Annotated in this window: 13 protein-coding genes; 2 read left to right on the top strand and 11 right to left on the bottom strand. The window is 64.2% G+C overall.

Annotated elements, in window-relative coordinates:
- Positions 1 to 13: 13 nt before the first annotated feature.
- The 7 genes from AC6H34_RS12280 to AC6H34_RS12310 form a co-directional block, all read right to left on the bottom strand.
- Complete coding sequence (locus tag AC6H34_RS12280; RefSeq protein WP_497538995.1) at positions 14 to 1,462, bottom strand: aldehyde dehydrogenase family protein; 1,449 nt, start codon at positions 1,460 to 1,462, stop codon at positions 14 to 16.
- A gap of 87 nt (positions 1,463 to 1,549) precedes the next feature.
- Entirely contained in the window at positions 1,550 to 2,563 is a 1,014-nt protein-coding gene (locus AC6H34_RS12285; protein ID WP_497538996.1) for an ABC transporter permease, read from the bottom strand.
- Positions 2,560 to 4,116 carry a sugar ABC transporter ATP-binding protein gene (locus tag AC6H34_RS12290; RefSeq protein ID WP_497538997.1) on the bottom strand — a complete coding sequence of 519 codons (1,557 nt, stop codon included), beginning with the start codon at positions 4,114 to 4,116 and terminating at the stop codon, positions 2,560 to 2,562. The genes AC6H34_RS12285 and AC6H34_RS12290 overlap by 4 nt, the downstream gene beginning before the upstream one ends.
- A gap of 149 nt (positions 4,117 to 4,265) precedes the next feature.
- A complete protein-coding gene (locus tag AC6H34_RS12295; protein ID WP_448149700.1) occupies positions 4,266 to 5,360 on the bottom strand; it encodes a sugar ABC transporter substrate-binding protein in 1,095 nt (364 codons plus the stop codon).
- A 172-nt stretch (positions 5,361 to 5,532) separates the two neighbouring features.
- Positions 5,533 to 5,919, bottom strand: coding sequence for a DoxX family protein (locus AC6H34_RS12300; protein WP_497538998.1), 387 nt, complete (start codon positions 5,917 to 5,919; stop codon positions 5,533 to 5,535).
- A gap of 135 nt (positions 5,920 to 6,054) precedes the next feature.
- Positions 6,055 to 7,041, bottom strand: a complete 987-nt coding sequence (gene galE / locus AC6H34_RS12305; RefSeq protein ID WP_497538999.1) for a UDP-glucose 4-epimerase GalE — start codon at positions 7,039 to 7,041, stop codon at positions 6,055 to 6,057.
- A 363-nt stretch (positions 7,042 to 7,404) separates the two neighbouring features.
- Entirely contained in the window at positions 7,405 to 8,547 is a 1,143-nt protein-coding gene (locus AC6H34_RS12310; protein ID WP_497539000.1) for a serine hydrolase domain-containing protein, read from the bottom strand.
- A gap of 648 nt (positions 8,548 to 9,195) precedes the next feature.
- Here AC6H34_RS12310 and AC6H34_RS12315 point away from each other — a divergent pair.
- Positions 9,196 to 9,432, top strand: a complete 237-nt coding sequence (locus AC6H34_RS12315; RefSeq protein ID WP_448149696.1) for a hypothetical protein — start codon at positions 9,196 to 9,198, stop codon at positions 9,430 to 9,432.
- A gap of 30 nt (positions 9,433 to 9,462) precedes the next feature.
- Here AC6H34_RS12315 and AC6H34_RS12320 read toward each other — a convergent pair whose 3' ends face one another.
- Together AC6H34_RS12320 and AC6H34_RS12325 are read right to left on the bottom strand one after the other, a co-directional pair.
- Complete coding sequence (locus AC6H34_RS12320; protein ID WP_497539001.1) at positions 9,463 to 10,341, bottom strand: DMT family transporter; 879 nt, start codon at positions 10,339 to 10,341, stop codon at positions 9,463 to 9,465.
- The gene (locus AC6H34_RS12325; RefSeq protein WP_497539002.1) at positions 10,338 to 10,799 is read right to left on the bottom strand and encodes a YqfO family protein; all 462 of its coding nucleotides are present in this window, start codon (positions 10,797 to 10,799) and stop codon (positions 10,338 to 10,340) included. The genes AC6H34_RS12320 and AC6H34_RS12325 overlap by 4 nt, the downstream gene beginning before the upstream one ends.
- Before the next feature lie 153 nt (positions 10,800 to 10,952).
- Between AC6H34_RS12325 and AC6H34_RS12330 the strand changes: the two genes are divergently transcribed.
- Entirely contained in the window at positions 10,953 to 11,372 is a 420-nt protein-coding gene (locus tag AC6H34_RS12330) for a VOC family protein (RefSeq protein WP_448149693.1), read from the top strand.
- Positions 11,373 to 11,379: 7 nt separating this feature from the next.
- Here AC6H34_RS12330 and AC6H34_RS12335 read toward each other — a convergent pair whose 3' ends face one another.
- Together AC6H34_RS12335 and AC6H34_RS12340 are read right to left on the bottom strand one after the other, a co-directional pair.
- On the bottom strand, positions 11,380 to 11,865 hold the full coding sequence (locus AC6H34_RS12335; protein WP_497539003.1) for a DUF2127 domain-containing protein: 486 nt from the start codon (positions 11,863 to 11,865) through the stop codon (positions 11,380 to 11,382).
- Positions 11,866 to 11,962: 97 nt separating this feature from the next.
- Positions 11,963 to 12,793, bottom strand: a complete 831-nt coding sequence (locus tag AC6H34_RS12340; RefSeq protein ID WP_497539004.1) for a PhzF family phenazine biosynthesis protein — start codon at positions 12,791 to 12,793, stop codon at positions 11,963 to 11,965.
- Positions 12,794 to 12,853: the final 60 nt, after the last annotated feature.

Below are 12,853 nucleotides of genomic sequence, written 5' to 3' on the forward strand. Positions count from 1 at the left end.
GTCTCCCTTCCCCTCAGGCCCTGTGCCGGATGCGGACATGCTTGAACTGCAGGTAGCCCTCCATGCCTTCGCGGCCATGCTCGTAGCCCGTGCCGCTCTTGCGGCGGCCGCCATACGGCGCATTGATGATGCCGGCATCGACATTGTTGATAGCGACGCTTCCGAAGGAGAGTTTCCTCGCCAGGTCGAACATCTCGCCGGCATCGCGCGCATAGGCATAGGCGGCGAGGCCATACTGCGAATCGTTGGCGAGCGCGATGGCCTCGTCCAGCGTATCGTAGGCGCTGATGCCGACGACGGGCCCGAATGTCTCCGCGTTCATCACCAGCATGTCCGGCGTGCAGTCGAACAGCACGGTCGGCTCGTAGAAATGGCCGACGGGCCTGTCCTCCGGCCGCTTGCCGCCGCAGCCGAGCCGCGCGCCCTTGGCGAGGGCGTCGGCGACATGCTCTCGGACCTTCACGAGTCCAGCCGCATTGGTCATCGGGCCGAGATCGGCCGTGGGCGTGGCGAGGCCATCGGCGATCACAAGCTCTTTCGCCGCCGCGATCGTCCGCTGGACGAAGTCCCCGTAGAGCGGGCGGTGGACGTAGATGCGGTTGATGGCGATGCACACCTGGCCCATGTTGCGGAAGCTGCGCCGCACCGCCCCCTTCACCGCGGCGGCCAGGTCGGCGCTGGGCGCCACCAGCAGCGGACAATTGCCGCCCAGCTCCAGCGACACCGACTTGATGCCGCCCATGGTGCGGAAGATCTCCTCGCCCACCCTGAGCGAGCCGGTGAAGGCGATCTTGTCGACGTCGGGATGGGAGACGAGCGCCTGGCCGGTGGCTGGGCCATCGCCGTTGACGAGGTTTACCACGCCAGCCGGCAGGCCGGCCTCCTCCAGGCATGTGATCACACCGATGGCTGAGAGCGGCGTCCACTCCGAGGGCTTCACCACCATCGTGCAGCCGGCGGCAAGGCCCGCGCCGAGCTTCCAGCCGATCAGTTCCACGGGATAGTTCCAGGGAGCGATTGCCGCCGCCACGCCCATCGGCTCCTTCTCGACCAGGCTGAGATGGCCGGGTTCCTCGTTCGGCGCGGTGTAGCCGAGCACGCGTACCGCTTCCTCGGCATAATAGGCGAAGGTCTTGGCGAGCTTGTCCACCTCGCCCAGCGCTTCGTTGAGCGGCTTGCCCTGCTCGCTGGTCATCGCTTCGCCGATCGAACGGCGATTGGCGCTGACCCGCTCGCCGGCCTTGCGCAATATGTCGGCGCGGCGATGGGCACCGAGATCGCGCCAGGCCGGGAAAGCCCTGCGTGCTGCCCCAACGGCATGGTCAACCATGGCCGGGTCGCTCTGCGCGATCCGGGCGATTGTCTTCTCGGTGGCGGGGTTGACCACGTCGAGCCAACGTTCCATGCCCTCCGCCGTCCACTGGCCATCGATGAAATTGGGGTAGCGCTTCACGTCGGTCATATCGAATCCCGGTGCCGGCTGTTCGGTCGGCACTATCTAGTAAAACTACATTTGTCTGGCGAAGGAAATCTTACCCGACATTGAAACTCATCGGCCGGCCGATATGCGGACCCTGACGGCATCGATCGCCACGGCGACGAAGATCATCAGGCCACCGATCATCGGCACATAGAACGAGGGGAAGCTGACCACGGCAAGGCCCGCCTGGATGGTGGTGAGCAGGAGCACGCCGCCGAGGATGCCGACCACCGATCCGCGTCCGCCGAACACGGAGACGCCGCCGATGATGGGAGCCGCGATCGAGTAGAGCAGGAAACCCTCGCCCTGGTTGGAGGTGATCGCCATCTGCCAGGCCGCCAGCATGTAGCCGGCGATGCCCGACAGCAGCCCGGAAAGGGTGAAGGCGATGATCTTGATGCGATCGACGCGGATGCCGGCGGCAGTGGAGGCGGCGGCGTTGCCGCCGACCGCGTAGATGCTGCGTCCGAGCACCGTTCGCCTGAGAACGATCGCCTCGGCGACGAGGCAGACCACGAAGACCAGGGGCATGATCGGCCAGGTACCGACGGTCGCCTGACCGATCCAGGTATATTCGTCCGGCATGTTGGCGACGGTGTTGCCCTCCGTGATCGCGAGCAGGGCACCCTGGAGGATGATCATCATCGCCAGCGTCTCGATCAGCGAGACCATGCGCAGGCGTGTGACGCACAGCCCGTTGAACAGGCCGACGCCGGCGCCCGCGAGGATGCCGATCAGGGCGCCTCCCCACCATGGCACGCCATAGTTGATGGTGAGCGCTCCGATCACGGAGGAAAAGCCCATGTTGGAGGCGATGGAAAGGTCGATCTCCGCCACGAGCAGCGGCAGCGAGATGGCGAGCGCCAGAAGGCCCAGCACAGTCGCCTGCACCATGATGTTCTGCATGTTGTTGATCGTGAAGAAGTAGGGGTTGAACACCCCGAAGATCACGATCAGGCCAAGAAGCCAGAACCAAACCACGTTCTGAAGCAGCCATTGCAGCGTGCCGGACTTGCCGCCGCGGGCCTGGCGGGCACCTTCGCTCACGGGCGGGCTCGATTTGACGGAAGCTCCATCGCTCATGGCTGGCTGGTCCCTTGAATAGTGTTGGCGCCACGGTCGAAGGCGGCGGCGCGCAGGCGTTCCTTGGTGATGTCGGCTCCGGCCAGCGTCTCGACGATTGCGCCGCCGGAGAAGACGCAGACGCGGTCCACCGCCCGCACCATCTCGTCGAGGTCGGTAGTGATGATGATGACGCTCATGCCCTGGCTGGTGAGGGCGTCGATCTGGCGGTGCACGTCCTCCTTGACGCCGACGTCGATGCCGCGCGTCGGTTCGTCGAGAATCAGGAGCTTCGGGCTGGTCGCGATGACGCGGCCCAGGCAGACCTTCTGCTGGTTGCCGCCGCTGAGAGAATCGCCGGGTGTGTCGAGGCTGGGCGCCTTCACGCCCATCTGCCGGAAGTAGCGCTGCGCCGTCTCCCCCTCGCGGCGCGTGTCGATCCAGCCGAAGGAGGAGAGTGCGTCGAGGCTCGACATCACGATGTTGTCGCCGATCGATCGGATGCCGACCAGGCCATCGCGGCGCCGGTCGTCCGAGAGGTAGGCGATACCGTTCTGGAAGGCTTCCCGCGGGTCCGCCGGCATGGGCCTTTCAGCCCCCCCGGCCATGGCGAAGCGGCCCGACTGCACCGGCACCAGGCCGAACATGCAACGGGCGAAATCCTTGGCGCCGGACCCCGGCAGGCCCGCGAAGCCGACGATCTCCCCCGACGCCACGGAAAAATCCGCGATGGCGACGCTTGGCGCGCGCACATCGCGGAAGCGCACGCCGGTGGAGGGCGACAGATCCTCCGGCGCCCGCTTCCTGCGATGGAAGAGCGCGAGGTCCCGCCCCAGCACCATTTCGGAAAGGCTGTCGGAATTGAGCGAGGCGATGTCGAAGCTCTCGCCGGCAAGGGATCCGTCGCGCAGGACCGAAACGGCGTCGCAGATCTCGAGGATCTCCTCGTTGTAGTGCGAGATGAAAATGAAGGTGACGCCACGTGCCTTGAGCTCGCGCATGAAGTCGAACAGGTGCTTGCGGTCTGCAACCGTGAGCGAGGTCGTCGGCTCGTCGAGGATGATCACTTCGCCGCCGCTGAACAGCGCGCGAAGGATGTTGAGCTTGCGCTTCTCCACGGCGCCCAGCAACCCGGCCGGCAGGTCGGGCTCGATGCCGATGCCTTCCAGCATGCGGGTGGCATCGCGGCGCAGGCGCCTGAAGTCGACGAAGCCGCCCTTTGCCGGCCAGCGGCCGAGCAGCAGGTTCTCCTCGACGCTGAGCTGCTCGACGATCATCGGCTCCTGCGTGACGAGGAAGACGCCGGCATGTTCCATCGCCTTGACGTCGTGGCCCGCCACCGGCTGGTCGCCAAGCCAGATCTGGCCGCTGGTGGGCGTGCGCATGCCGGAGATCAGGCCGACCAGGGTGCTCTTGCCCGCGCCGTTCTCGCCGAGCAGGCCGTGGATGCTGCCGCGCCGCACGGAAAGGGAAACGCCCTTGAGCGCCTGCACGCCGGCGTAGGTCTTCACCAGATTCTCGGCCCGAAGAATGGTATCGGACGAGGCGAGAGGCCGGGCTGGGGTAACGGTCATGGACATCTCGCAAGGAGAGAAGGTCATCCCGGATGCGCCGCGCCGCGGAGCGGTGCCTCGCAGGTCCGGGATCGTACGCCGATTGGATGCGGAATACGGTTCCGCATCAGCATCGCGCCATCATGTGGCGCGATGCTTGCCGGAGGGGCTCACTTGTACCGCAGTCCCCATTCGTTATAGGCGATGTTGCCCCACATGCGCTTGTCGTCGACATTGTCCTTGTTGATGACGAAAGGCGGGATGATCAGCGAGGGCCCAGTGAGCGAATCGGTGATCACGCCACGTTCCCAGTAGTATTTCTTGTTCTCGTAGGGGCCGGTCGGAACCGGCTGTTCCTTCATCGCGTACTTGCTCAGCATCTCTACCGTGATCTCGGCATAGGCAATGGGATCCTGCGCGATCGAGGCGTCCATGTAGCCATCCTTGATCCATTGATGGGCGATCGGTTCGCCGTCGATGTTGCAGAAGATGGCATGGCCGTCCTCGCCGACCTTCTTCCAGCGGCCTTTCTGCTGGAGAGCGGTGACGATGCCGCGCGAAGGCGTGTCGGAAGGGGCGTGCACGGCATCGAGATCGGGCACTTCGGCGAGCGTGGCCAGCGTCACCGCCTGCATCTTGTCGATCATGCCTTCGGTCGGACGGCTGAACAGCTTGATGTCCGGGTATTTCTGCATGGTGGCTTCGAAGCCTTCCTTGCGCAGGCGCCAGGCGACTGACTGCAATGCGCCATAGGCATTGAGCACGCTGCCCTTGGGCGAGCCGTGGCGGGCGGTGAGCAGCTTCACGATCTGCTCGGCCGCCATGGCGCCGCCCTGGTAGTTGTCGAAGTCAACCGTGATGGAGACGGCGCCGTCCGAGGCGGGGGTGTCGATGATGCCGACGGGGATCTTCTTCTTATTGAAGCGCTTGATGGCGCTGGCGATGGCCTGGCTGTCGATGGGATCGGAAATGATCGCTGCCGGATTCTTCAGCAGCAGGTTCTGCCATTGCTGGAGCTGGCGGGTGTTGTCGAAGTTCGCGTTGACGGCCTGGAATTCCCAGCCCTGCGCTTCCACGGCCCTCTTCACGGCCTCTTCCTGGGCCACGAAGAAGTAATAGTCGAGGCTCTTGTTGGAATAGGGCACGAACGGCTTGCCGGCCGCAAGGGCGCCGCTGGTCTGGCCCGCCACGGCGGCGCCGGCCGCCAGTGCGGCAGCGCCTTTCAGGAAGGCACGACGAGATGTTCGGAAAAGTTCCGCTGACATAGATTTCCTCCGCTAAATGGCCGGTTGATCCCGTCCAATTGGTCACATTCGATTTATCTATGTAGTTTTTCTACATTTTGAGAAAGTGTCAAGAGGCCTGCGGGGCGGCGGGAAGAATTAATCTCGGTGGGAAGCGGCCTCGGCGCCTCGCCGGCGGGAGAGACGCCGGCTTTCAGGCGGCCTGTGCGGCCGCGATCAAGAGACCGCCGATGATGGCGAGGTTGGATTGCCAGCCATTGACGGCGGCCTTGCGCGCCTCACCCTCGAGGCTCCAGAAGTTCAGCATCGTCACCGAGGTCAGCAGGGTGAAGAGCGCGAGGCCCAGTGCGGCCACCGTCACCAGCCAGCCCGCCATCACAAGGAGGCCGGCCAGGATCTGGAAAATCGTGCCGCAGAGCAGTGCCAGTGGTGCGAAGGGCACGCCGCGCTGCCGCATGGCGTCGCCGACGGGATGGAAGTTCAGGATGTGGTGGAGACCTCCCACCACGAACAGGCCGCCCAGCAGGATCCGTCCGGTGATCAGCAGCCAGGACACGGTTTCAGGCGTAATCAGGCTCATGGCTTTCAGCCTCGAAGGTTCGGATGACGTCCACGCGCCGCGGTGACGCCAATATCATCGATGAGCCGCCCTTGCGAATACAATTCCCATTCCGTGAGCAGTGGCGCCGGAGACCAGAAGAGGCTTGCGCGCCGTTCACGCGGCGAGATTGTGCCGGAACCAGGAGACGGCGCTGCCTACGATCGTCTCGATTTCGCGATGCTGGGGATGCCAGTCCAGTAATTCGGCTGCCTTGCCCGCGGCAGCGTAGAGGATGGCGGGATCGCCGGCACGGCGCGGCTGGCGGCGAATGTCGAGGCGACGGCCCGTACAGGTCTGCACGGCTTCGAGCACCTCCAGCACGGTCGTGCCGATGCCGGTGCCGAGGTTGAAGGCCGTGCTCTGGCCGCCGGCCATGAGGTAGTCCAGCCCCTTCACATGGGCTTCGGCGAGATCGGTGACATGGATATAGTCGCGAATGGCCGAGCCGTCTGGCGTCGGATAGTCGGTGCCCAACACGTTGAAAGTTGGGTAGTGGCTGAAGGCGGCCATGATCGCCAGCGGGATCACGTGGGTCTCGGGCGTGTGCCTTTCGCCCAGTTCCCCGTCGAGATCGGCGCCGGCCGCATTGAAGTAGCGCATCGAAGCCCATCGCAGCCCGTAGGCAAGGCCGTAATCGGCCAGCGCATGCTCCACGGCCAGCTTGGTGGCGCCATAGGGATTGATCGGGTTGCGCGGGGACGTCTCGACGATCGGCAGGCTCTCGGGGATGCCGTAGGTGGCGCAGGTCGAGGACAGGATGAAGTGCTCGATACCGTTCTGGCGCGCCGCCTCGAGCAAGTTCAGCGAGCCGATCACATTGTTGGAGTAGTATTTGCCGGGATCGGCGACGGATTCGCCGACATTGCTGCTGGCCGCAAAATGCATGACGGCTTCGGGCGAATATCTGGCGATCACCTTGTTCAGGAAGGCGCCGTTGCGAATGTCGCCCACTTCGAGCGGACCCCATTTCACGGCGTCGGCATGCCCCAGGGAGAGGTTGTCGACGCAGACGGGTTCATAACCAGCCAAGGCCAGCGCTTTGCAGGCATGGCTGCCGATATAGCCGGCGCCACCGGTTACAAGGACAACAGTCATTCCCATTCCCACAAAGGTGAAAACCGAACCTTTCCAATCCGGCTCGCGGCTACCGGCTTTCCCATGATGCTAACACACTCGAAAGAAGCTGACGGCAGCCTTTCATCTACGAAAGTACACGCAATGCGTACAGATGTGATTCAGTGGTACCCTTGCGTAATCCCCTACTTGGTTCGACTGAGGATTTCGGTCCAAAATGGCTAGGGATACCTTCTTCGATGAAAAGGATGCCCAGAACGCGAGGGTACCCTAACCCATTGAGGCCGGGTCGTTGCCTTGATTGCATGGCCTGGATGAATCGAGACTGAAACCGAGGATTGCCAACAACGTTCCCGTGCTTGGGAGGTTCCAGCACGGCGGGCTGCTTTCCTACGGGGCATCCGCATATACGGCATCTCGGATGGCTTCCGGATAAGCTCCGTTCACGCCCGCCACCGCCGTATTGGTGAAGGAGACGACGGAAAGTTCCTTCGTCGGATCGACGAACCAGGAATGCCCGTAGACCCCTCCCCATTGCCATGTTCCCACGGAATAGGGCAGGCCGGCGGCGTGTGGATCGCGCGAGACCGACCAGCCGAGGCTGAAACCGCGACCGGCCACGCCGGTATCGAAGCCGCCGATGGCGTTCTCGCGCAGCAGGCGCACACTGGCAGGCGAGAGGATCGGCTCGCCTCCCTTGCGCATGGATTCGAGGAAGGCGAGGAAATCGCGGGCCGTGCCGACCATTCCGGCACCCCCCGAGGGAAACGCCGTCGGATCGAAGGCGCGTCCGGGGGCAAAGTGAAGCACGCCGTCCTTGCCTTGCACGGGCTGGTGATCGGCCATGCGGATCGGGCTCGGCTTGCCGTCGGCATAGGCAGTCGCAAGGCGTTCGGGCCTTGTGGCCACGAATTCGGTATCGGCAAGCTCGAGCGGCCCGGTGATGCGCTCGGCCAGGATGGTCGGCAGGCTCCTGTCCGCCGCCTTCTCCATCAGCCCGCCAAGCACGTCGATGGCCACCGAATAGCGCCACGAGGTGCCCGGGGCGAAGGCGAGGGGCTGGGCCGCTATCCTCTCGAGATTCTCCGGCATGCCGCGACCGGGCATGTCCATGCCTTCCGAAATGCCGGCGGCGCGGTCATAGCCATAGATCAGGCCCGACGTGTGAGTGAGAAGATGGCGGATGGTGATTGCCGGCTCGCTGCCGTCGGCGAGCCGGGGGCGAAAGGCGGGGAGGAAACGCGTCACCGGATCCTCAAGCGCCATATGGCCACTTTCGACCAGCGAGAGCGCAGCGGCGGCCACCATCGGCTTTGTCACGGAGGCGAGGCGGAAGATGGTGTCCTCCAGCACGGGCCTGCCCGCCTCGCGGTCGGCATGGCCGGCGGCGCGGCGATAGGCGATCTCGCCATGTTCGGCCACGAGCACCACCGCTCCGACGATGCGTGCCTCCGCGATGGCCGCGTCTATCACGGCGTCGAGGCGCTCGGCCCGGCTATGCGCTGCGGCGAGCTTGGAAGCGGGACGATGCATGGAAGAAACTCCGAGGCGGGGAGAGGCAGACAATCGGAAAGAACGCCCAACCGTTCAAGCGCTATTTGCGCCTACCTGCGTAGTCGGATCGTGACAGACGAGAAGGGCATGCGAACCGCGATAGCCAGGAGAGGTAGCCTGACCTATCTAAAAGGTGTAGTTAAGGAAGAAGGATCACGCCCTGCGAGTGGGTGATTTACTTCGAGGTGTTGCAGATTTGCTCTATCCTAAGAACTTATTGAGTGATAAACGGAATGAAATGTGCAGATGATCGGTTTCGTTATTGGAAAACTGAAGTGAGCCTCCTGAGGCTACACTGTGCTGATGGGCGCTGAATACAATATTTCGTCAACTTGAAAACTGTTCGGCGGGTGGCGATTTCGGTTGAGATCATAAGTGCAGCGCGACAGTTCTGATTGGTGAATCATCGTGGCGAGACAGCTGTTACATAGGGGAAGGGCGATCGGCGCCAGGTTCTGATTACCCGCGTGTGAGCAACATAAGTCATTCCTGTCTTTGTCGTGACGCGAAGAGGCAGATATGGCGGTCCCGTTCCGGCACTCGCGGAGGGTCAGGCCTGGCTTTCATCAAACCGTCACATTCCGGCGGACGGCAACAGTACTTCGTTCTGAGGAAATTGAGGTCGACATGGCCGATGACATCGATGACCTGGAAGGTGATGGCGGCGCCATCGAGGCTCCCGTGCTGACCAGCCTGCTGCGACTGGCTTCCCCGCCCTGCGGTGGCTTCGTCCTCGCGGAATTCCATTTCGACGGCGACACCGTCCTGAAGGTGCCGATCTCGTCGGAAGCGGCCGAGGCCCTTCACGCCGCTCTCGGAAACTGGCTTGCAAAGTCCGCCGAAACACAGACCATCAAGCACTAGCAGTCGCGCCAGCCCTCAATCCGGCCGTGCTCAAGGCTCAGCCGTCCTTGCCGCTCTCCGCAGGGTTGCGCTCAGCAGGATGTGGAGCAGGACGGCCGTGAAGACGATGAGACCGCCGATGAGAGTACCAAGTCCGGGCGTCTCGGTGAAGAACAGCCATACCCAGAGTGGAGCGAGCGGAGCGTCGAGCGATCCGATCAGAGCCGTCTCGATGGCTGGCAGGTAACGTGCGCCCAGTGTGAACAGGGCAAGGCCGAGGGCGGAGTTCACCAGTCCGAACAAGGCGAGCAGCCAGAGATCGTGAAAGGTGAGGGCGAGTGGATCGCCAAGCGGCCAGCTTGCCGCCGCGCTCAGTACGGCGGAGAGCCAGGCCGCATGCATCACGGGAATATCTCGATATTTGCGGGCGATGACCATCATCACGGCCATGGTGACAGTCATGAGCAGGGCAAGGATGTCGCCGAACGGGCTGCCCTCGATGCCGAGCCCCACCATCACGCAGACACCGGCCAGGGCCGCCAGGCTCGCCAGGATGGCGCTCCCTGTCGGTCGCTCCCGCAGGGTGAACCAGGCAAGGGCCGCGGCGACGAACGGAACGGTGGCGTAGATCACGGCCACATGCGCAACCGTGGTATGGCGCAGGGCCGTGATGAAGAGCACCATGCCGAGGGCCGAGACGAGGGCGAAGGTCCAGCCGGGCCAGCCCATTGCGGCGAGGCCCCGCCAGGCGCGCCGCCCTTCGATGGCGAGGATGAGGGTGCCGATGCCGAGTGCGCCGAAGATGCCGCGCCAGGCCAGCATCGTCCAGGTGTCGAGCGCGATCAGCCGGGTGAAGAAGCCGGCCATGCTCCACGCAATGGCCGAGGCCGTGACCAGGATCAGCCCAAGGCGATGGGGCGGCATGCTCATCCGCGCGGAGCCATTGGTGCGGTGTCCGTCTTCTTCCAGTCGCCTGTGGTGTTCCACCAGCGATGGGGATTGGCGCTATCGTCGAGGCCGCGGGAGCGGCTGCCCAGGATGGATTGCAGCCTGATCACCGGTTCCTGGTAGCTGTGGACCTGGAAGATGGCTTCGACCACCCTTTCGATGAGCGCCTGGTCGTCGGGCAGTTCGAAAACGAATTCGCCGACGCCCGGACGCTTGCGGATGGCCTGCTCCGCCCCGGCGGCGGCGCCTTCGAGCGGGTGATACCATTCGACGCCGGCAGCAGATTGGTAGGCGTTGCTGTCGTAGCTGCCCATGGCGAGCGGCGTGATGGCAAGGACGGCGGCCATGATCCGGTCGAGATCCTCGGCTGGCGCCTGGAGCGTGAGCAGGCAGAGCCGCTCCATGCGTACCGAGCGTGTCTCGAAACCTTCCATCCGCATCTGCCGGTCCCTCATCGTTCCATGCCCAGAGTAAGGCAACGCTGCTGACAAGGCTTGTCAGCAACCTGCGAAGCCAGTGCTTGCAAGTAGCCCCGATCCTGGGACTGTTTCCGGTGCCGGCTCGGCCGGAGGACGATCGTTCGGGAGAGCGCCATGCTGCACTATGTCTATTTCGGTACCAAGGACCTCGATCGTGCGATCGCTTTCTACAATTCGGCCCTGGCCCCGCTCGGAATGGCTCGCTGCGTGACCAATGATCCGGAATGGGACAAGGTCTCTGCGGGATGGGGCCTCTACGAGGACGATGGCCGCCGGGAACTCGCCTTCTGGATCGGGTTGCCGTTCGACCAGCAGCCGGCGACGGTCGGCAATGGCAGCATGGTCGCATTCCTGGCGCCGTCATGGCAGGCGGTGGACGAGTTCCACGCCGCCGCTCTCGGTCATGGGGGACGCTGCGACGGTGCACCCGGCCTGCGGCTCCATTACAGCCCCGATTTCTACGCCGCCTATGTGCGCGACCCCGACGGGAACAAGCTGGCCGCCATCTGCCGGGGCCACACGGAGCGGCAATGACCTGTCTTCAAGGTGGCCTCGCGACATCCAGCCTATGGCGCACGAGCCGGTATTCCCACCAGATCAGCCCCATCACCACCACGTCGAAGGCCGTCAGCACCAGGAGCCCGACGCTGCCGGTATAGGAGTAGCGGTAAAGCTGGTAGAGGATGAAGAGCCCCAGGACGACGAGCGAGGCCGGATAGGACCACGCCTTGCCCCTCAGCAGGCCGATCACCAGCAATACCTTCACCAGCCCGTGGCTGAGCAGGTAGAAGGCGTAGAAGTGCTTGCTCTGCAGCGAATAGCCCTGTGCCCAGGCCTGGAGGTGGCCAGCGAGAAAATCGTGGGGATCCTCGACCAGCTCTTCCTGGGTGACGGCCCTGACGAGGCCGATGACCGTCTGCGTGCTGATCAGGGCGAGCGCAAGGCCGCCGATGCATTCGATCAGCGCATGCGCGCCCTTCAGGAGGACGCTCAGCCGGAAGGCGCGATGAACTTGCTCGTCTTTCATGACAAACCGGAATTGCAGTCCAGCATGCCATAGGCGCTAATTCCATCCGATGGAAGCGTGCTGGAATGGGTGCTGCGTTCCCGCAACCTGACGAGGGTTACAGGTCCAGCGTCCCCTCGATCAGGATCCGCGTATCGCCCCCCACCAGCACCCTGTCCCCGACGGTGCGGACATGGACGCGGCCGATCCGTCCGATCTTCGTGCCCTGCGCGAGGACGAGCCGCTCGCCGAGCCGCCCCTCGGCCTGCATCCAGTGGGCGATGGCGGCGTTGAGCGAGCCGGTGATGGGATCCTCGCTCATGCCGCTGGATGGCGCCAGCAGCCGAACCTCGTAATCGCACTCGCTGCCCGGCGGATAGGCCCCGATCACGCCGATCGGCTGAAAGGCCGGCCAGCGTACCCGGGCGGAATCGAGAGCAAGGACGTCCTCGGCGCTCGTGAGTTCCAGCACGTGTTTGGGAGTGCCGTTGTCCAGGATGGCGGTGCGCAGGATGCGGCCGGGATCCAGGGCGAGAACGTCGGTGATCGGTTCGAGCGTCCGGGCAGGCAGCGGTTGGATCGCGGTGGGCGGGGCCGTGAAGGCCGGCAGCTCGCCGGTCAAGTCGATCTCGACGATGCCGACCCCGCATTCCTGCCGCACCACGCCGGCCATGGCGGGCCTTCCGCCCGCGCGCAGCCAGGCAGCGCAACTGCCGAGGGTGGGGTGGCCCGCGAAGGGCATCTCATAGGCCGGCGTGAAGATGCGTACCCTGTAGTCCGCGCCATCGCGGGGCGGCAGCAGGAATGTCGTCTCGGCAAGGTTCGTCCAGGCTGCGAATGCCTGCATGTCGTGATCCGAAAGACCTTCGCTGTCGAGAACGACGGCGAGGCCGTTGCCCCGCGTAGGAACCGAGGTGAAGACATCGCACTGGATGAAGCGTCGTTTCATGGGGCTTTCCAAAGGAGGGGCGCCGGGAGGTGCTCCGGTTATAGGCCATCTCCTGCCGGC

Source organism: Labrys sp. ALF-8, assembly GCF_059699065.1.

Coding starts and splice junctions, on each gene's coding strand:
- AC6H34_RS12280 (WP_497538995.1), bottom strand. CDS start 1,462: ATGACCGACGTGAAGCGCTACCCCAATTTCATCGATGGCCAGTGGACG.
- AC6H34_RS12285 (WP_497538996.1), bottom strand. CDS start 2,563: ATGAGCGATGGAGCTTCCGTCAAATCGAGCCCGCCCGTGAGCGAAGGT.
- AC6H34_RS12290 (WP_497538997.1), bottom strand. CDS start 4,116: ATGACCGTTACCCCAGCCCGGCCTCTCGCCTCGTCCGATACCATTCTT.
- AC6H34_RS12295 (WP_448149700.1), bottom strand. CDS start 5,360: ATGTCAGCGGAACTTTTCCGAACATCTCGTCGTGCCTTCCTGAAAGGC.
- AC6H34_RS12300 (WP_497538998.1), bottom strand. CDS start 5,919: ATGAGCCTGATTACGCCTGAAACCGTGTCCTGGCTGCTGATCACCGGA.
- galE (WP_497538999.1), bottom strand. CDS start 7,041: ATGGGAATGACTGTTGTCCTTGTAACCGGTGGCGCCGGCTATATCGGC.
- AC6H34_RS12310 (WP_497539000.1), bottom strand. CDS start 8,547: ATGCATCGTCCCGCTTCCAAGCTCGCCGCAGCGCATAGCCGGGCCGAG.
- AC6H34_RS12315 (WP_448149696.1), top strand. CDS start 9,196: ATGGCCGATGACATCGATGACCTGGAAGGTGATGGCGGCGCCATCGAG.
- AC6H34_RS12320 (WP_497539001.1), bottom strand. CDS start 10,341: ATGAGCATGCCGCCCCATCGCCTTGGGCTGATCCTGGTCACGGCCTCG.
- AC6H34_RS12325 (WP_497539002.1), bottom strand. CDS start 10,799: ATGCGGATGGAAGGTTTCGAGACACGCTCGGTACGCATGGAGCGGCTC.
- AC6H34_RS12330 (WP_448149693.1), top strand. CDS start 10,953: ATGCTGCACTATGTCTATTTCGGTACCAAGGACCTCGATCGTGCGATC.
- AC6H34_RS12335 (WP_497539003.1), bottom strand. CDS start 11,865: ATGAAAGACGAGCAAGTTCATCGCGCCTTCCGGCTGAGCGTCCTCCTG.
- AC6H34_RS12340 (WP_497539004.1), bottom strand. CDS start 12,793: ATGAAACGACGCTTCATCCAGTGCGATGTCTTCACCTCGGTTCCTACG.